This is a genomic window from Ancylobacter gelatini, assembly GCF_022601675.1.
Taxonomy (GTDB): Bacteria; Pseudomonadota; Alphaproteobacteria; order Rhizobiales; family Xanthobacteraceae; genus Ancylobacter; species Ancylobacter gelatini.
On record NZ_JAKVIL010000001.1, the window covers coordinates 69,606 to 86,846 of the forward strand.

At 68.0% G+C, this 17,241-nt stretch carries 16 protein-coding genes and 1 tRNA gene; 8 read left to right on the plus strand and 9 right to left on the minus strand.

What is annotated here, in order from left to right:
- From MKI84_RS00290 to MKI84_RS00315, 6 genes are all read right to left on the minus strand, one after another.
- A complete protein-coding gene (locus MKI84_RS00290) occupies positions 1 to 1,161 on the minus strand; it encodes a Gfo/Idh/MocA family protein (protein WP_241615982.1) in 1,161 nt (386 codons plus the stop codon).
- 87 nt (positions 1,162 to 1,248) lie between these two features.
- Positions 1,249 to 2,325, minus strand: a complete 1,077-nt coding sequence (locus MKI84_RS00295; RefSeq protein WP_241615983.1) for a DUF6030 family protein — start codon at positions 2,323 to 2,325, stop codon at positions 1,249 to 1,251.
- Positions 2,326 to 2,411: 86 nt separating this feature from the next.
- Positions 2,412 to 3,467 carry a serine/threonine protein kinase gene (locus tag MKI84_RS00300; protein WP_241615984.1) on the minus strand — a complete coding sequence of 352 codons (1,056 nt, stop codon included), beginning with the start codon at positions 3,465 to 3,467 and terminating at the stop codon, positions 2,412 to 2,414.
- The gene (gene trmFO, locus MKI84_RS00305) at positions 3,464 to 4,897 is read right to left on the minus strand and encodes a methylenetetrahydrofolate--tRNA-(uracil(54)-C(5))-methyltransferase (FADH(2)-oxidizing) TrmFO (RefSeq protein ID WP_241615985.1); all 1,434 of its coding nucleotides are present in this window, start codon (positions 4,895 to 4,897) and stop codon (positions 3,464 to 3,466) included. The genes MKI84_RS00300 and trmFO overlap by 4 nt, the downstream gene beginning before the upstream one ends.
- A 157-nt stretch (positions 4,898 to 5,054) precedes the next feature.
- The gene (locus MKI84_RS00310; protein WP_241615986.1) at positions 5,055 to 5,216 is read right to left on the minus strand and encodes a DUF1127 domain-containing protein; all 162 of its coding nucleotides are present in this window, start codon (positions 5,214 to 5,216) and stop codon (positions 5,055 to 5,057) included.
- A 248-nt stretch (positions 5,217 to 5,464) separates the two neighbouring features.
- Positions 5,465 to 6,769, minus strand: coding sequence for an O-acetylhomoserine aminocarboxypropyltransferase (locus tag MKI84_RS00315; protein WP_241615987.1), 1,305 nt, complete (start codon positions 6,767 to 6,769; stop codon positions 5,465 to 5,467).
- A 289-nt stretch (positions 6,770 to 7,058) separates the two neighbouring features.
- Here MKI84_RS00315 and MKI84_RS00320 point away from each other — a divergent pair, with 289 nt between their 5' ends.
- Positions 7,059 to 7,901, plus strand: a complete 843-nt coding sequence (locus MKI84_RS00320) for a MipA/OmpV family protein (protein WP_241615988.1) — start codon at positions 7,059 to 7,061, stop codon at positions 7,899 to 7,901.
- A gap of 6 nt (positions 7,902 to 7,907) precedes the next feature.
- On the opposite strand, the gene MKI84_RS00325 is transcribed toward MKI84_RS00320, so the two are convergent.
- A complete protein-coding gene (locus tag MKI84_RS00325) occupies positions 7,908 to 8,360 on the minus strand; it encodes a CoA-binding protein (protein WP_241615989.1) in 453 nt (150 codons plus the stop codon).
- A gap of 138 nt (positions 8,361 to 8,498) precedes the next feature.
- On the opposite strand from MKI84_RS00325, the gene MKI84_RS00330 reads away from it, so the two are divergent.
- The 5 genes from MKI84_RS00330 to MKI84_RS00350 all read left to right on the plus strand — a co-directional run bounded on the left by MKI84_RS00330 (position 8,499) and on the right by MKI84_RS00350 (position 12,823).
- Positions 8,499 to 8,951, plus strand: coding sequence for a PaaI family thioesterase (locus tag MKI84_RS00330; protein WP_425353785.1), 453 nt, complete (start codon positions 8,499 to 8,501; stop codon positions 8,949 to 8,951).
- A gap of 166 nt (positions 8,952 to 9,117) precedes the next feature.
- Positions 9,118 to 9,579 (plus strand): 50S ribosomal protein L13, encoded by a 462-nt coding sequence (gene rplM, locus MKI84_RS00335; RefSeq protein WP_241615991.1) that lies wholly within the window; start codon positions 9,118 to 9,120, stop codon positions 9,577 to 9,579.
- Between the two features lies 1 nt (position 9,580).
- Positions 9,581 to 10,054 carry a 30S ribosomal protein S9 gene (gene rpsI / locus MKI84_RS00340; RefSeq protein WP_241615992.1) on the plus strand — a complete coding sequence of 158 codons (474 nt, stop codon included), beginning with the start codon at positions 9,581 to 9,583 and terminating at the stop codon, positions 10,052 to 10,054.
- Positions 10,055 to 10,201: 147 nt separating this feature from the next.
- Complete coding sequence (locus MKI84_RS00345; protein WP_241615993.1) at positions 10,202 to 11,368, plus strand: GGDEF domain-containing protein; 1,167 nt, start codon at positions 10,202 to 10,204, stop codon at positions 11,366 to 11,368.
- A gap of 225 nt (positions 11,369 to 11,593) precedes the next feature.
- Positions 11,594 to 12,823, plus strand: a complete 1,230-nt coding sequence (locus tag MKI84_RS00350) for a GGDEF domain-containing protein (protein ID WP_241615994.1) — start codon at positions 11,594 to 11,596, stop codon at positions 12,821 to 12,823.
- A 109-nt stretch (positions 12,824 to 12,932) separates the two neighbouring features.
- On the opposite strand, the gene glnA is transcribed toward MKI84_RS00350, so the two are convergent.
- Together glnA and MKI84_RS00360 are read right to left on the minus strand one after the other, a co-directional pair.
- Positions 12,933 to 14,342 (minus strand): type I glutamate--ammonia ligase, encoded by a 1,410-nt coding sequence (gene glnA / locus MKI84_RS00355; protein WP_241615995.1) that lies wholly within the window; start codon positions 14,340 to 14,342, stop codon positions 12,933 to 12,935.
- Between the two features lie 324 nt (positions 14,343 to 14,666).
- Positions 14,667 to 15,005 carry a P-II family nitrogen regulator gene (locus MKI84_RS00360; RefSeq protein ID WP_213355983.1) on the minus strand — a complete coding sequence of 113 codons (339 nt, stop codon included), beginning with the start codon at positions 15,003 to 15,005 and terminating at the stop codon, positions 14,667 to 14,669.
- A 345-nt stretch (positions 15,006 to 15,350) separates the two neighbouring features.
- Here MKI84_RS00360 and MKI84_RS00365 point away from each other — a divergent pair, with 345 nt between their 5' ends.
- The gene (locus MKI84_RS00365) at positions 15,351 to 16,838 is read left to right on the plus strand and encodes an NAD(P)H-hydrate dehydratase (RefSeq protein ID WP_241615996.1); all 1,488 of its coding nucleotides are present in this window, start codon (positions 15,351 to 15,353) and stop codon (positions 16,836 to 16,838) included.
- Positions 16,839 to 17,091: 253 nt separating this feature from the next.
- Positions 17,092 to 17,176, plus strand: a tRNA-Leu gene (locus tag MKI84_RS00370).
- The last annotated feature ends 65 nt before the right edge of the window (positions 17,177 to 17,241 follow it).

The window sequence follows — 17,241 nt, forward strand, 5'->3', positions numbered from 1 at the left end:
TCACCGCGCCCATGGCATGGGGTCGATCGGGGCGAAGCGGCTTTGCACCTGAGCCGGGCTCGGGAAACGCTCGGGATATTGCAGCATCTCCGTCACTTCGGTGACATGGACCGCGAAATCGGCGTCGAGCCGGCTCGGGCGGCTCTCGCGCAGAGCGTCCGCCAGTTCCCGCACGCCGCGCATGAAATCCATGGTCGGGCGCCCGCGCTTCCTCTGGAACGGCACCGGCCGCACCGGCGGCACGCTGCGCGTGGGCAGCCAGCCCAGGCGGCGCTCCAGATAGCGCGACACCCGGTCATTGGCGGAGCGGCGCACCCGCACGGGACAGTCGTAATGCCAGGGCTCGGCCATTGCCAGCACGCCCTGTTCGCCGATCAGCCGCAGCCGGTGATCATAGGGCGCGACGATGGAATTGGTGACGCGGGCGACCACGCCGCTCTCGAACTCCAGGCAACCGATCGAGACGTCCGGCGCCCAGCCGCCGGGCGGGGGCGACATGGCCTTGTCAGGGCAGGCGAGTGTGGCGAAGGCGGTGACGCGGACCACCGGGCCGAACATCGCCGCCAGCGGGGCAACGGTGTAGCCGGCATGCTCGAAGGTGCAGCCGACCTCGAACTCGCCGCTCGCCGGCCATGGCTTGCCGGAGGTGGAGAGCCAGTCGCGCGTCGGCAGCTTGTGGATCATGCCGTCGTCGAGCTCGGCATAGATCAGGCGGATCTCGCCGACGAGCTTCTGCCGAACCGCGCGCCACAGCGTCTGCGCGGATTCTCCGAGCACATTGCACGGCGCGGCGGCGATCCGCACGCCGGCGGCCTCGGCGAGGGCGCGAAGTTCCACCGCCTGCGCGGCGGTCATGGCGAGCGGCTTCTCGGTATAGAGGTGCTTGCCCGCCGCGATGATGCGCCGGCTCACCTCCAGATGGGCGTGGGGATCGGTGAGATTGAGGACGATGGCGACGGCGGGATCGTCCAGCAGGGCGTCGAGGCTGGCATAGGCGCGCCCGCCGAAGGCCGTGACGAAGCTGGCGAGCCGGGCGGGGTCGAGGTCGAAGGCGCCGCGCAAGGTCAGCCCATCGCGGTGATGGTCGAGGCTGTGGCCGTAATAATCGGCGACATAGCCGGTGCCGACGATGGCGATCTCGGTGGCCGCGGGGCTCGGCATAGGGGTTCTCGTGAGGAGGGGCGCGTTGCGGGATTGTTGTACCGTGCCGGCCGGGGCCTGTCGCGGGGCGGGGTGCCGCGGCGGCGCCTAAAGTCCGCCGCGCATGCCGATCTGCTGCTTCGGGACGCGGCGCAGGAAGATGTTGATGCGCGCGGGGTCGTTCTCCTGCGGGCGGATGACGAACTGCCAGTTCTTGTCGGAGAACTGATAGGCGGCGGCGTCCAGCAGCGCTTCCTCCGCTTCCGGGGGCAGCGCGAGGCCGAGGCCTTTGGAGAGGCTGTTCACCAGCGTCACGGTGCGCTGCTTGATGGTCTCGTTCACGGTTTCCGAGATCAGGTTCAGCTTGAAGCGCACCATGCCGACGGTCTCGGCATCAATGCCGAGAATGGTGGCGAACAGGCTGGCGCCGTCGCGGCCGAAGCGCTCGACCTCGGGCGTGCAGGACCACTCGCCCGCCTGCGAATCACGCTTCCATTCCGCGCCGTGCATGCCGATCGCGGCCAGATCCGCGCACAGATCCTCGGGCGAGCGCAGTTCCACAGGTTCCGGCGGCGCGGGAGGCTCGACAGGGGGTGCTACGGCGATGACCGGGGGCGGCGCCGGGGTAGGTGGCGCGGCGATGGGTGGCTCCGGGTCCTCTATGGCGGCTTCCACAGGAGAGGCGGGAGCCGGGGAGGCGGGCGCCGGCATGGGAGCCGGCATGGGAGCCGTGGGCACGGCGATCACCGGGACGGGCGGTTCCGGCAGGCTGGCGGGGGCGGCGAGCGCAATGGCGGGCGCAGCGGCCGGGGGCGCGGCGAGCAGGGGGGAAGGGGCGACGACGGGCGGAGCCTCCTCCGCCTCGGCCGGCAGGGCAAGGCGCAGCGGCAGAACGGCCCGCGCCGAGCCCGTCACCATCGGATCGACCGTGGGCGCAGCCGAAGCCGGGTCGGGGGCCGGTGCGGTCATCTCGAAGGGCGGGGGCTGGACGGGCGGCGCTGAGGGCTGGAGCCTGGGCGCAGCGACGGGCGGCGGGGCGGCAAAGGGAAGCTCGTCGCGCACCACGCCGTAGAGCAGGGCGCCGACGGCGCAGCCGGCCCCGAACAGCACGCACACCGACAGCCGCCCGGCCATGGAGGAGGGCGGGCGCTGCATCGGGTGCGGGGACGGTACGGGGTGGGACAACGCGTTACCGTGATCGGATTACAACCACGGCAAGTATAGTGAACGCTTCGTAAACGGATCGCTAAGGCGGCCGGGCGCCCGATGCGCTACAGGCTGGCCCGGACCCGGTCGCTCAAATTGCGCCGGTCGCGCAGGATGGCGTCGAGCGCGGCCTGCTGGTCCGGGGTGCAGGGGAACTGCGCGAGCTGGTCGATCTGGTTCAGCGCGACGAGCCGCAGCAGGTCCTCGCGCGCGACTCCTGCGGCATCGCGGGGCAGGCGCTCGACCACCTGGATATGCTCCGGCGGCAGATGATCGGGCAGGGCGCCGGCGATTTCCGCGCGCAGCGTCGCCTCGTTCACCGTGGGCTCGGCCTCGACGAAGGCGTACAGCCCGAAACTGTGGCCGGCGGTGGGGAAGTCCATGATCTGGACCTCGCGCACGCCGGGAATCGCGGCCATGGCCTGCGCGAGGCGCGGACCCTGCTCCATGGCGCGCGGGCCGCGGCCCTCGGTGTCGTGGTAATTCAGCAGACGGCGGGTGACGAAATTGTACACGCGCTTGCCGGTCGCCATCCAGATGCGGGTGAACAGGCTCTTGCGGGCGAGGATGCGCTTTTCCGTGGCGGTCAGCGCCTCCGGGCAATAGCTGCGCTTCTGCTTGAGGAGGTGGCGGATATCCTCATAGGCGAAGACGCGGAACAGCTTGGAGCGGCGGCGGAAGCGGAAGGCGAGCTGGAAATCCATCAGCACCGCCTGCCCGTCCGCCGTGTAGAGCCAGTTCTGCGGCTTGGCGAGGTCGTTATGGGCGATGTTGCGGCGGTGCACCGCACGCAGTCCCTTGCGGGCCGAGGCGAACCAGGCGGTGTCGCCATAGGGCCGCGCGATCTGCAGCGGCACGCCGTCGACCCAGCCACGCACCAGCCAGCCTTCCTCCAGCGCATAGACCGGTACCGTGTAGCCAGAGCCTTCCGCCCGGCGCAGCGCGCCCGCCTCGCGCTTGGCGAAATGGCGGGCCAGCGGCTTGATCCACCACGCCACGTCGGAATAGCGGCGACGCACGGCGGGGAAAGCGCGGCCCGCGCCGTCATGCCAGAGGCCGCGTTCAATGGTGCTGAAGACATCGCGCTTCAGTACGGTATCCAGTTCGAAATGCCCGCTCACGCCGCCGCCCCGACCGTGGCGTCGACCTGCGCGGCGGCCCAGCCGTCGAGATCGCGCAGCGCGCGGCGCGCCATTTCCTGCTTCTTGGCGGCGGTCTTCTGCGGGCCCTTGAGCCGTTTGCCGTCGGCATCGTGCAGCGGATTGGCGACCAGGGGCGGGAACAGGCCGAAATTGATGTTCATCGGCTGGAACGAGCGCGGGCCGGGTTCCACGGTCTCGATATGCCCGCCGGTGATGTGGCCGAGCAGGGCGCCGAGCGCGGAGGTGGCGGGCGGGGGCGTCAGTTCGAGGCCGAGCCGCTCGAAGCTGGCGAACAGGCCGGCGAGCAGGCCGATCGACGCGCTCTCGACATAGCCCTCGCAGCCGGTGATCTGACCGGCGAAGCGCAGGCGCGGCTCGGCCTTCAGGCGCAGCGTGGCGTCAAGCAGCTTGGGCGAATTGAGATAGGTGTTGCGGTGCAGGCCGCCGAGCCGGGCGAATTCGGCGTTCTCCAGCCCTGGAATCATGCGGAACAGGCGGACCTGATCGGCGTAGCGGGTCTTGGTCTGGAAGCCGACCATGTTGAACAGCGTGCCGAGCGCGTTGTCCTGCCTGAGCTGGACCACGGCATAGGCCTTCACGGTCGGGTTGTGGGCGTTGGTGAGGCCCATCGGCTTCATCGGGCCGTGGCGCAGCGTTTCGGGCCCGCGCGCGGCCATGACCTCGATCGGCAGGCAGCCGTCGAAATAGGGCGTGTTGGCCTCGAACTCGCGGAACGGCACGGTGTCGGAGGCGACCAGCGCGCTCACGAAGGCCTCGTACTGCGCCTTGTCCATCGGGCAGTTGATGTAGTCGGCGCCGGTGCCGCCGGGGCCGGCCTTGTCGTAGCGCGACTGGAACCAGCACACATCCATGTCGATCGAATCGAAATGGACGATGGGGGCGATGGCGTCGAAAAAGGCGAGCGCGGTCTCGTCGGTGCGGGCGCGGATCGCTTCGGCAAGGGCCGGCGAGGTGAGGGGGCCGGTGGCCACGACCACGCTGTCCCAGTCGTCGGGCGGCAGGCCGCCGACCTCGCGGCGGTCGACCGTGATCAGCGGGTTGGCCTCGATGGCGTCGGTGACGGCTTGCGCGAAGCCCTCGCGATCCACCGCCAGCGCACCGCCGGCCGGAATCTGGTGCGTGTCGGCGCAGCTCATGATGAGCGAGCCGAGCCGGCGCATCTCGGCATGCAGCACGCCGACCGCGTTGGCGGTGGCGTCGTCAGAGCGGAAGGAATTCGAGCAGACGAGTTCCGCCAGCCGGTCGCCCTGATGGGCGTCGGTGCCCCGCTCCGGGCGCATCTCGTGCAGAATCACGGGCACGCCGCGCCGGGCGATCTGCCACGCGGCTTCCGAACCCGCGAGGCCGCCGCCGACGACGTGGATGGGGCGGGTCGTTTCCATGCTCATGCCGTTCCGATCCGAATTCACGAGCGGCCGTTTAGCACGGATCGCGGCAAGGTGCAGTCCGGGGCAGGGCCATTGTGGACGGGCCCGTGGACCCAAACGAAAACGGCCCCGGATGTCCGGGGCCGTTTCCACGAATGCACGAATATCGATGCGTCGATCAGGCGGCGGCGGCGGCGCGGCGCGCGACCCGGACGATCTCGCTGCGCGACACGTTGATGTCGGCGAGGGTGCGGTCATCGAGCTGCGAAAGCTCGAGAAGGGTGCGGCGGTACGCCTGCCAGCGGCGGATCTGCTTGGCAACAAGGCCCCAGAGCAGCATTTGTAGTCTCCATCAGTTTAAGGCAACGGATCGCGGCCACGTCGTAGCTGCACGCCCGTTAATCATCCTGGTGCCTATATATTCGACACCCTGCCCAAACAGTAGGAAATATACTGCATTCCAGACCTGCGCCGCCCGCATGACGCGCTCATATTTCATTCACGATTCGCGGGGCGCGGGTCCGGCGGAAAACGACAAGGCGCGCGGAAGGGCTCCGCGCGCCTCGTTTTCCAAGGGTTTGGCCGGGCTCAGATTCCGGCGAGCGCCTGTTCCAGATCGGCGATGATGTCGGCGACATCCTCGATGCCGACCGAGATGCGGATCACGTCCGGTCCCGCCCCGGCGGCGGTCTTCTGGACGTCCGACAATTGCCGGTGCGTGGTCGAGGCCGGGTGGATGATCAGCGATCGGGTGTCGCCGACATTGGCGAGATGGGAGAACAGCCGGACGCGCGACACCAGCGCGGCGCCCGCCTCATAGCCGCCCTGCACGCCGAAGGTGAACACCGCGCCCGCGCCCTTGGGCAGGTAGCGCTGGGCGAGGTTGTAATAGCGGTCGCCCGGCAGGCCGGGATAGCTCACCCATTCCACCTTGGGATGATCGGACAGGAAGCCGGCCACCGCGCGCGCATTCTCGCAATGGCGCTGCATGCGGAGCGGCAGGGTCTCGATGCCGGTGAGCAGCAGGAAGGCGTTGAACGGCGAGAGCGCCGGGCCGAGATCACGCAGGCCGAGCACGCGGGCGGCGATGGCGAAGGCGAAATTGCCGAAGGCTTCGCCCAGCACCATGCCGTTATATTCCGGGCGCGGCTGCGACAGCATGGGATAGCGCGCATCGCGCAGCCAGTTGAACGTTCCGGCATCCACGATGATGCCGCCGATCGAATTGCCATGGCCCCCGAGGAACTTGGTGGCCGAATGCACCACGATGTCGGCGCCGTGCTCGATCGGGCGGATCAGGTAGGGGGTGGCCAGCGTGTTGTCGACGATGAGCGGCACGCCGGCACGGCGCGCGACCTTCGAGATTCCCTCGATATCGGTGACCACGCCGCCGGGATTGGCGATCGATTCGATGAAGATCGCCTTGGTGCGGGGGGAGACCGCGCGGGCGAAGGATTCGGGATCATCGCCATCGGCCCACACCACGTTCCAGCCGAAGCTCTTGAAGGCATGGTTGAACTGGTTGACCGAGCCGCCATAGAGCTTGTTGGAGGCGACGAACTCGTCACCGGGCATCAGCAGGGTCTGGAAGGTGAGAAGCTGGGCGGCGTGGCCGGACGCCACCGCCAGCGCGGCGGTGCCGCCTTCCAGCGCCGCGACGCGCTCTTCCAGAACCGCCGTCGTGGGGTTGGTGATGCGCGTGTAGATGTTGCCGAACGCCTGCAGGCCGAATAGCGCCGCGGCCTGGTCGACATCCTCGAACACGAAGGATGTGGTCTGGTAGATCGGCGTCACCCGCGCCTTGGTGGTGGGGTCCGGCTGCGCGCCGGCATGGACGGCGAGGGTGGCGAAGCCGGGGATGGCGGGATTGTTGGCGTCGGGCGTGTCGGTCATGGCGCTCTCCACGTCCCCTCAGTCGGGACTGTTCGCCGGCACGCAACCATAGCCGTGCGCGGTAACGCAAGTCCGTTATCCACCGGAGCCCCGGCAGTTGCGCGCCTGCACATTCGCGAATTCGCGCATGTTTGGCGACGGAATGCGGGGCGCGCGGCCGGTTTCACGAAGAAAATGGCGCATTCGCGAAGCTGACGGTGCCGGCCATGTTCGGCTTGGGCATCTGGTTGAGCCATTCCCCCGGACGCCGTCCCGAGCGGACGCGCTCCCGCTCAGCCGCGAGACCTTCATGCGCTATGAGACTGCCGGCCGCCTCGGCCTGCCGCTTGCCGGATGCATCCTGATGCTCACGCCGGCACTCGCCACCGACCCGTCCCGGACCGATGCCGCCGATCCGGGCATGTTCCTCTCTCCCGCCGCGCCCGGCAGCCTGATGTTCGTGGGCGAGAAGCTCGCCGAGTGGAACGTGGTGCTGGGCGGCGGGGCGCTGATCGCGCCGAAATATGAAGGGTCGGACGAATTCGATGTCCAGCCGATCCCCTTCGTCACCGCGACGCTCGGCGAGCATGTGAAGGTCGATCCACGCGAGGTGTCGGTCAATCTCTACAGCCTCGGCGCGCTCGGGCTCAGCGGGCAGGTCGGCTATGACACCGGCCGCAAGGAGGATGATTCCGATCATCTGCGCGGGCTGGGCGATATCGATGTCGGCGGCGTGGTCGGCGCCACGCTGACCTATGAGATGGGGCCGGCGGAGTTTTACGGCTCGCTGGAGCGCATCATCGGCGGCAGTGACGGGATGCAGGCTAGGCTCGGCGTCAAGCTCGCCCATGAGGCCGGCCGGTTCCACCTCTCGGCCGATCTCTCCACCACCTGGGCCGACGAGAATTATATGGAGGCCTATTTCGGCGTCACGCCGCTGCAGGCGGCCCGCTCGGGCCTGCCGCAATACGAGATCGGCGCCGGCTTCAAGCGCGTCGATCTCGACCTGTCGGCGACCTATGCCGTGACCGAGCACTGGCTGGTGCGCGGCGAAATCGGGCTCGGCTATCTGCTCGGCGACGTGGCCGACAGCCCCGTGGTGCAGGAGGCCTTCCAGCCCTCGGCCATGGTGCTGATCGGCTATCGGTTCTGAGCGCCCTCAGGCAGGGGTGGCGACGCCGAGCCGGGGGATGTCGATGGCCGGGCAGCGGTCCATGATCACCGCGACGCCGGCCGCCTCCGCCTTGGCCGCGGCGGCATCGTCGCGCACGCCGAGCTGGCCCCAGATCAGCTTCGGGCGCGGGGAGAGGGCGAGCGCCTCATCGACGACAGCGCCGAGATATTCGGGCGCGCGGAACACGTCCACCATGTCGATCGGCTCGGGCACATCCGCGAGGCGGGCATAGGTCGGCAGCCCGGCAATGTCGCGGCCCGCCTGGCCGGGGTTGATCGCGATGACCCGGTAGCCGCGCGCGGCGAGGTAGCGCGCCACGCCATGGCTCGGTCGCGCTGGATTGGGGCTGGCGCCGACCACGGCGATGGTGCGGACCCGGCCGAGCCAGCCGGCGATGGTGGCGTCGTCGTAATGATCGTGATCGAGGTGAGCGGTCATGCGAATGGTCTCCTGCGCGGACGTGCCGTTTCCATCAATATGGTGCGGGGACGGCATCAAAACTATTGGCGTGCGGGCCGGCCGGCCGCGCGGCCTAATGCAGCGGCGAAACAAAGACAGGGAGGCGCCGCCATGCGGATGAGTGCCGGGGAATTGCAGGCCTATCTGGTGAAGGAGTTTCCGCAGGCGTTCGGGCCGGGGCGCGTGCACGAGGTAGTGCGGGTCGACGCCAGCGGAATCAGCCTGAAGCTGGAGGCGGGCGAGGAGCATCTGCGGCCTGGCGCCACCGTCTCCGGCCCGGCGATGATGGGGCTGGCCGACATCGCCGCCTATGCCGCGATACTGGCGGCGATCGGCCCGGTGCCGCTGGCGGTCACCACCAATTTCTCGATCAACTTCCTGCGCAAGCCCGCGCCCGGCGCGATCATCGCCGATGCCGGCCTGCTGAAGCTCGGCCAGAGGCTCGCCGTGTGCGAGGTGGCGCTGCGCGCGCCCCGCCCCGAGGGGGGTGATCCATCCGCGACCGAGGGCGAGGAGGAGCTGTACGCCCACGCTGTAACGACCTATTCGATCCCGCCGCGAGTGATTTGAGGCACTTATTTGCGGGTATTAAAGTACCAACTTTGTAAGTATTTGATTTATATCGTATATTTCGGATATGTACGCATTGACGTTGCGCGCCGCTTCGCGTAGAAGCCGCGTCCAAGTGAAATGCGGCCGCGAGAGGCTGCATGTCTCTCGCATATGGAATGGTCTCATGAAGACGTTTTCGGCAAAACCCGCCGATATTGAGAAGAAGTGGTTCGTGATCGACGCCACCGGCCTCGTGGTCGGTCGTCTCGCGACCATCATCGCGATGCGCCTCAAGGGCAAGCACAAGCCGATCTACACCCCCCACGTCGATTGCGGCGACAACATTGTCGTCATCAACGCGGAGAAGGTGGTGCTGACCGGCGCCAAGCGCGACGACAAGGTCTATTACCACCATACCGGCTTCCCCGGCGGCATCAAGGAGCGGACTGCGAAGTTCATCCTCGAAGGCCGTTTCCCGGAGCGCGTGGTGGAGAAGGCGGTCGAGCGCATGCTCGCCCGCGGCCCGCTCGGCCGCAAGCTGATGGGCAATCTGCGTGTCTACAAGGGCGCCAGCCACCCGCACGAGGCCCAGCAGCCGGAAGTGCTCGACGTCGCCGCGCTCAACCGCAAGAATGTGGGGAACTGATATGGCCGAGCTCAAGTCGCTCGACGGGCTCGAAGCCCTGAAGACCCAGGCCGACGACGCGCCCAAGCACGTCCAGAAGCTGGACAAGTTCGGCCGCGCCTACGCTACCGGCAAGCGCAAGAACGCCGTTGCCCGCGTGTGGATCCGTCCCGGCACCGGCAAGATCACCGTCAACGAGCGCACCCTTGAGGTGTATTTCGCCCGTCCGGTGCTGCGCATGATCATCAACCAGCCCTTCGGCGCTGCCTCGCGCGCTGGTCAGTATGACGTTGTGTGCACCGTCTCCGGCGGCGGTCTCTCCGGTCAGGCTGGCGCGCTGCGCCACGGCATCTCGCGCGCGCTCACCTATTATGAGCCCGAGCTGCGTGGCCCGCTCAAGAAGGGCGGCTTCCTGACCCGCGACTCGCGCGTCGTCGAGCGCAAGAAGTACGGCAAGGCCAAGGCCCGCCGCAGCTTCCAGTTCTCGAAGCGCTGATCGTTTTTATACGACCAAATCGAGAGGGGCAGGCCGCAAGGCCTGCCCCTTTTGCATGAGCAGGGTTATGCTGCATCGCATGGCGGGCGAAAGCCTTGGCGGGAGCCGGGGATTTCCGGTTGTTGGATGCGATTGGATCCCTGGACCTTGTGGGTCATCGTTACGATGGTCGCCGTTCTGGCTGCCATCGCAATGAATCTCGCCTGGCTGGCCAGCCCTCGCGAGCGTTCGCTCGCCTATTGGGGCATGGGCGTGCTGTTCCAGGTTCTCGGCCTGGTCGTCATCCTGCTGCGCGGTCATCTGCCGGAATTCTGGGTCATCCTGATCGGCAACGCGCTGCTGTTCATCAGCTACGGCTTGATGCGGGTGGGCGTACGCCAGTTCGCCGGCCTTCCGCTGAACTGGCATCAGGTTCTGTATGCGCCGGCGCTGTGGATGGCGCTGTGCCTGTTTCCCGCGTTCATCGCATCGATCCATGTCCGCATCTGCCTGTTCTCGCTGATAGCGGCCACGCTGCTGGCGCTGGGGGCGCTCGACCTTGAACGGGTGAAGGACAGCAGGGGGATCGGCCGCTGGGGACTGCGGTGCACGCTGGTGCTCATGGTCGGGCTGCATCTGGCGCGCGCCGTACTGATGTGGGGCGCCGATAGTTCGCATGGCGTGCCCATCATCAGTTCCAGCGCGGCGGCATGGTTCGGACTCACCGGCATGTCCGGACTGCTGCTGGCGAGCTTCATGCTGCTGCTCATGGTTCGCGAGCGCTCGGAATTCGATCTGCGCCGCGCCGCGCAGGTCGACGAACTGACCGGGCTGCCGAATCGCCGGGGCTTCCACGAACGGGCCATCGCCGCCTGCGGGGGAGGGGGCGCGATCTCGGTCGCGCTGCTGGATATCGATCATTTCAAACAGGTCAACGACCGCCACGGCCACGCGGCGGGCGACCGCGTGCTGCGCGCTTTCGGGCAGGTGCTGGACGCGAGCGAACTCGGGCGCGGCGTGATCGGGCGCATGGGTGGCGAGGAGTTCGCGGCACTGCTGCACGGGCTCGATCCGGCGACGGTCCGCACCCGCGCGGAAAAATTCTGTGCCGCGTTCCGCGACGAGAGCGCGCGGCTTACCCATGGCGAGGGCGGCGCGCGGCTGGCGGCGACGGTGAGCATCGGGATCGCCCACGCGCAGCTTCAGCCGACGGCCGCGCCCGCCATCGCGCAGGCGCGGCTGGACCTGCTGCTGACCCGCGCCGACGCCGCGCTCTATGTCGCAAAGGCGTCCGGACGCGACCGGGTGGAGGCGGATGACACCCGGATCGCCTAGCGCGCGGGTGGCTGATCCGCGTGCCCGCGGAGGGCCGGGCATGTTGCAACCATGCTGGCCTTTTTCTTTCTGCGCGGGTCGCGTATCCATTTCGTGCCGGGTAGCGACCCGGTAGGGAATGGAGCGCCGATTGCGACCGAACACTATGCGGGGCGGCACGTATCCGCGACGTCGCGTAGGGCTCGGGCGGGCCGTGCCCAGGGAGTTCGAACCGGGCGATCGGAAATGTTCTATGATGCGATGACGGTCTGGTACTTCGCCACCTTCATCATGGTGGTGTTGGCGGGCGTCATTCTGTTCTCCTGGCTGTTCATGCGGGAGGAGCCCGCGCTGGGCTGGTGGGGCGCCGCGCTGGTGCTGGTGATCCTGGGCCTGGGCGGGCTCATCGGTCGCGGCACGCTGCCGGACTTCGTGTCCATCGAACTGGCGAACGCTGTGGTGCTGCTGGCGGCGGCGGTTGCCTGGACCGGCTTTCGTGCCTTTGAGCGCCGGCTTCCGGTCTGGTTCGCCATCATCGGCGTGCCGCTGGCCTGGATCGCGCTGTGCCAGCTGCCGCTGTTCCATTCGTCGGTGTTCAACCGCACCATCCTGCTCTCCGTCATGATGGCCCTGGTCATGGGCTGCGCGGTCCATGAGCTGTGGCGGGGCCGCGCCGAACGCATGATCGCGCGCACCGCGGCGATCGCGGTCATCGTCGGCCATATGTGTCTGGTGCTGCTGCGCCCGCTGATCGTGGGCGATGTCGGCGATAATACGAGCCGCACCGGCATGCTGCTGCGCGACCCGTATCTGGCCTGGTACACGCATGAATGGCTCGCCTTTCTGATGATCATGAGCTTCACCGTCGTCGCGCTGGTGCGCGAGCGCCGCGAACTCAGCCTGCAGCATGCTTCCATGATCGACGAACTGACCGGCCTGCTGAACCGGCGCGGCTTCATGGCGCGCTCGGTGCAAGTGTGCCACCCCGGCGGGATGGTGGCGCTGCTCGCGCTCGACCTCGACCGCTTCAAGGCGGTCAACGACCGGCACGGCCATGCCGGCGGCGACCGGCTGCTGGTGCTGTTCGCCGACGTGCTGCGCGCCACGGTGCGCGCCGGCGACATCGTGGCGCGGATCGGCGGCGAGGAGTTCGGCGTGCTGATGCCCGACGCCGGCGCCGAGGCCGCGCTTGCGGGCGCCGAGCGGATCCGACAGGTCTTCCGGCACAACGCCCATCGGCTCGGCATGGAGGGGATCGACGGCACGGTGAGCATCGGCGTCGCCTGTGGCGAGATGCCCCCCGGCGGTTTTCCCGACAGCGTGGGGCCGCTGATGGCGCGGGCCGATATCGCGCTCTATCGCGCCAAGGCACTGGGGCGCAACCGCGTCGAACTGTTCGAGGCAGCCGACAGCGCCACGGTGGTGCCGATCTCTCCCTCCGGCGCATTCCCGCGGCAGGATCGCCGCGCGCGGTAGAGCGCCGTCCGTTGGTCCGGCCGAGCTGTCGATCGATCGGAACCGGCTCGGGCCAGAACGCAAAAAGGGCGCCCGAAGGCGCCCTTTCGCGGGTCCGCTCCTGAAGGGATCAGACGGAGTAGTACATCTCGAACTCGACCGGGTGCGGCGTCATTTCGAAGCGCGCAACCTCGGTCATCTTGAGGTCGATATAGGCGTTGATGAAGTCGTCGTCGAAGACGCCGCCCTTCTTGAGGTAGTCGCGATCCTTGTCAAGCGAGGAGAGAGCCTCGCGCAGCGAGCCGCACACCGTCGGGATCTTCTTCAGTTCGCGCGGGGGCAGGTCGTAGAGGTCCTTGTCCATCGCCTGGCCGGGATCGATCTTGTTCAGGATGCCGTCCATGCCCGCCATCAGCATCGCGGCGAAGGCGAGGTAGGGGTTCGCGCCCGGATCGGGGAAGCGGACCTCAAGACGCTTGGCCTTCGGCGAGGTGGTGTAGGGGATGCGGCAGGAGGCCGAGCGGTTGCGCGCCGAATAGGCGAGCAGCACGGGGGCCTCATAGCCCGGCACCAGACGCTTGTAGGAGTTGGTGAGCGGGTTGGTGAAGGCGTTCAGCGACTTGGCGTGCTTGATGATGCCGCCAATGTACCACAGGCAGTAATCCGAGAGGTCGGCATACTTGTTGCCGGCAAACAAAGGCTTGCCTTCCTTCCAGATCGACTGATGGACATGCATGCCCGAGCCGTTGTCGCCGAAGATCGGCTTCGGCATGAAGGTCGCGGTCTTGCCATAGATGTTGGCGACCTGATGGATGCAGTACTTGTAGATCTGCAGGTGGTCGGCCATCGTGACCAGCGGGCCGAACTTCAGGCCGAGCTCGTGCTGTGCGGAAGCGACCTCGTGATGGTGCTTCTCGACCTTGGCGCCCATGCGGGCCATGGCCGCGAGCATTTCGCCGCGCATGTCCTGCGCGCTGTCCACCGGCGGGACCGGGAAATAGCCGCCCTTGGTGCGCACGCGGTGGCCGAGATTGCCGCCTTCGTACTCGGTGTCGCTGTTGGTCGGCAGTTCCGACGAATCCAGCTTGAAGCCGGTATTGTACGGGTCGGCCTTGAAGCGCACGTCGTCGAAGATGAAGAACTCGGCTTCCGGGCCGAAGAACACGGTGTCGCCGATGCCGGTGCTCTTCACATAGGCTTCCGCCTTCTTGGCGATGCCGCGCGGGTCGCGGCTATAGGGCTCGCCCGTGGTCGGCTCCAGCACGTCGCAGACCACGACGAGGGTGGTCTCGGAGAAGAACGGATCAATGCAGCAGGTTTCAAGATCCGGCTGCAGATGCATGTCGGATTCGTTGATCGCCTTCCAGCCGGCGATGGACGAACCGTCGAATGCCTGGCCCTCGGCAAAGAAGTCCTCGTCGACCATCGTGATATCGAAAGTGACATGCTGCCACTTTCCGCGGGGATCGGTGAAGCGGAGATCGACGTATTTGACGTCGTTCTCTTTGATGAGCTTCATTACGTCCTTGGCCGTCGTCATTTTAATCGTGCCTTTCTTGCCATTCTGCCCTGTGCTGGGCAGGTGAACTCCCAAGCCTATGGCGGGACGTGCGCCGCGTGACAATGGCGTCGCGCATCGTCGCGCGGACCATACGAGCAAGGCGGAGTTTGAACAACATGCGCGCCGCATCGCTCTCGCGGTGCAGCGCGCAAATTCAGGTGCTGATAAGGGGGAAGCCGGCTATCGACGCCCGGGCGACATCACCCGGGCGGCAGATGCAGGCTGGAAGCGGCCGGTATCGATGCCGCGCCCGGCGTGCGTGCCACGCGTGCGCGGGGCCCGCCACGCCGGTTCCGCGACGCCTCAGATGGCGTCGACGCCGGACTCGCCGGTGCGGATGCGGATGGCCTCTTCGATGTTCGACACGAAGATCTTGCCGTCGCCGATGCGCCCGGTCTGGGCGGCGCGACGAATGGCATCGATCGCGGTTTCCACCATCTCGTCGCCGACGACGACCTCGATCTTCACCTTGGGCAGGAAATCCACCACGTATTCGGCACCGCGATAGAGTTCGGTATGCCCTTTCTGCCGGCCGAAGCCCTTGGCTTCGGTGACGGTGATGCCCTGCAGGCCAACTTCCTGCAGCGCCTCCTTCACTTCGTCCAGCTTGAAGGGCTTAATGATGGCCTCGATCTTCTTCATTTCATCTCGTCTCCCTGACCCGACGATCCGCGACGCCCTGTCGAGCCGAGCCGCCATGAAGCAGAACCCATGCCAAACGTCTTCGTCGGCTTGAAAATAGCGCGATATCAGCTTCTTGCGAGAGGGAAAATCCGGCCTTCCCCCTAGCGAATTTCGAGTATGATTATCTTGTGGGCATATTGGTCGAAAAATAGGCATTTTCTATCGCGGTGGCAGCTCCTGGGTCGCGTGAAAATTGTGCATTCGACCTTCCGGTGACGTTTTAAGGTAGCAAGGTAACGTCGCGGCCTTCCGACGCGGCGGGCGCGGGCTTGGCAAGGCGCAGCGGTGGCGGGATGGTGGGGCATGGAATTGCTCGACCCGAAGGAAATGGCGCGCGCGGACGCGCTGACGATCGGCGGCGGCGTGCCGGGCCTTGCCCTGATGGAGCGCGCAGGTGCGGCCGTCGCCCGCGCCGTGGCGCTGCGCTGCCCGCCGGCAGGGCGGGTGCTGGCGCTGTGCGGGCCGGGCAATAATGGCGGCGACGGCTTTGTCGCGGCGCGGCTGCTGGCGGGGCAGGGCTACCGGGTCACGCTCGCCTTGCTCGGCGAGCGCGCGGCGCTGCGAGGCGATGCCGCCGACATGGCCGCGCGCTGGAGCGGCCCGGTGCTGTCCGCGCGTGAGGCGGCCCTTGCCGGCGATGTCATCATCGATGCGCTCTACGGCGCCGGCCTCGCGCGCGATCTCGATGGCGCGGCGCGGGATCTGGTGGAGCGGGTGGACGCCAGCGGCATTCCGGTGGTCGCGGTCGACCTGCCATCGGGGATCGACGGCGCCACCGGCGCCGTGCGCGGGGCCGCGATCCAGGCCGTGGAGAGCGTGACCTTCTTTCGGCCGAAGCCCGGCCACCTGCTGCTGCCGGGGCGGCTGCATGGCGGCACGCTGACGGTTGCCGATATCGGGATCTCCCCCGATGTGCTGGACGAGATTGGCCCCCGCACGTTCGAGAACGCACCGGCGCTATGGCAGGCGGCCTTCCCGGTGCCGCGCGTCGATGGCCACAAATATGACCGGGGCCACCTCGTCGCCGTGTCCGGCCCGGCGCAGGCGACCGGCGCGACGCGGCTTTCCGCGCGCGCTGCGCTGCGCGCCGGGGCCGGGCTGGTGACGGTGGCCTGCCCGCAGGAGGCGCTGGCGATCCACGCCGCCAACCTGTCCGCGGTGATGGTGCGTCCGGTTGAGGACGCCGCCGGGCTCGCGGCGCTGCTGGAGGATCGGCGGCTTACCACCGTCATTCTCGGACCCGGCGCCGGGGTAGGGGCGGCGACGCGTGACAAGCTGGAGGTGGCGCGCGCGCGCCACCTCGTGCTCGATGCCGACCTCATCACCAGCTTCAAGGGCGAGGCGGAGGCGTTGGCGTCGGTCATCGCCGCTTCGCCCGGCGCCATCCTGACGCCCCATGACGGCGAGTTCGCGCGGCTGTTCGCCGGCCGCGACGACGTGCTCGGCGCCCCGTCAAAGCTGGCGCGGGCGCGGGCAGGGGCCGCGCTGGTGGGCGCGGTCGTCATCCTGAAAGGCCCCGATACCGTGGTCGCCGCGCCGGACGGGCGCGCCTCGATCGCCGCCAATGCCCCGCCCTGGCTGGCGACCGCCGGAGCCGGCGACGTGCTCGCGGGCATTGCCGGCGGGCTGCTGTCCCAGGGTGTGGCGCCGTTCGAGGCGGCGTGCGCGGCGGTGTGGCTCCACGGCGAGGCGGCGAGGGTGGCCGGGCCGGGGCTGGTGGCGGACGACCTGATCGACGCGCTGCGCCCGGTCTATGCCGCGCTCTATGGCCGGCTCGGCGTTCGGGGCTGAACGCGACTCAGTTCGCCTCGATCGCCGTCCCGGTCGCCGCCGCGCCCGTGTCGCGGCGGACGTGGAGCGTGCGCGGGGACCCGGCAGGCGGCGCCAAACGCCGCCAACCCTCGCGAAACCGTGCGGCGCGGGCCTCATTTTGGACTGGCGCAGCGTCATCGCCGTGCTATAAGCCCGCACCCGGCTGGCGGCATCTTTCTCGGGTGCGCGCGCCCGTGCGCCGTTGCGATGAGCGATGGTGCCGGCGCGTTTCGCGGGCGTGGCGGAACTGGTAGACGCGCTGGATTTAGGTTCCAGTGTCGCAAGATGTGGGGGTTCGAGTCCCTCCGCCCGCACCAGACACGCCACGACGCCCGACGCCCTCCGACCGAAATTTCACCGTCGAGGATTGCGACGCTCGCGC

What these genes read in the sequence shown, in the direction of transcription:
- MKI84_RS00290 (WP_241615982.1), bottom strand. Translation starts at nt 1,161, where the DNA reads ATGCCGAGCCCCGCGGCCACCGAGATCGCCATCGTCGGCACCGGCTAT.
- trmFO (WP_241615985.1), bottom strand. Translation starts at nt 4,897, where the DNA reads ATGAGCATGGAAACGACCCGCCCCATCCACGTCGTCGGCGGCGGCCTC.
- MKI84_RS00310 (WP_241615986.1), bottom strand. Translation starts at nt 5,216, where the DNA reads ATGCTGCTCTGGGGCCTTGTTGCCAAGCAGATCCGCCGCTGGCAGGCG.
- MKI84_RS00315 (WP_241615987.1), bottom strand. Translation starts at nt 6,769, where the DNA reads ATGACCGACACGCCCGACGCCAACAATCCCGCCATCCCCGGCTTCGCC.
- MKI84_RS00320 (WP_241615988.1), top strand. Translation starts at nt 7,059, where the DNA reads ATGCGCTATGAGACTGCCGGCCGCCTCGGCCTGCCGCTTGCCGGATGC.
- MKI84_RS00325 (WP_241615989.1), bottom strand. Translation starts at nt 8,360, where the DNA reads ATGACCGCTCACCTCGATCACGATCATTACGACGACGCCACCATCGCC.
- MKI84_RS00330 (WP_425353785.1), top strand. Translation starts at nt 8,499, where the DNA reads ATGAGTGCCGGGGAATTGCAGGCCTATCTGGTGAAGGAGTTTCCGCAG.
- rplM (WP_241615991.1), top strand. Translation starts at nt 9,118, where the DNA reads ATGAAGACGTTTTCGGCAAAACCCGCCGATATTGAGAAGAAGTGGTTC.
- rpsI (WP_241615992.1), top strand. Translation starts at nt 9,581, where the DNA reads ATGGCCGAGCTCAAGTCGCTCGACGGGCTCGAAGCCCTGAAGACCCAG.
- MKI84_RS00350 (WP_241615994.1), top strand. Translation starts at nt 11,594, where the DNA reads ATGTTCTATGATGCGATGACGGTCTGGTACTTCGCCACCTTCATCATG.
- glnA (WP_241615995.1), bottom strand. Translation starts at nt 14,342, where the DNA reads ATGACGACGGCCAAGGACGTAATGAAGCTCATCAAAGAGAACGACGTC.
- MKI84_RS00360 (WP_213355983.1), bottom strand. Translation starts at nt 15,005, where the DNA reads ATGAAGAAGATCGAGGCCATCATTAAGCCCTTCAAGCTGGACGAAGTG.
- MKI84_RS00365 (WP_241615996.1), top strand. Translation starts at nt 15,351, where the DNA reads ATGGAATTGCTCGACCCGAAGGAAATGGCGCGCGCGGACGCGCTGACG.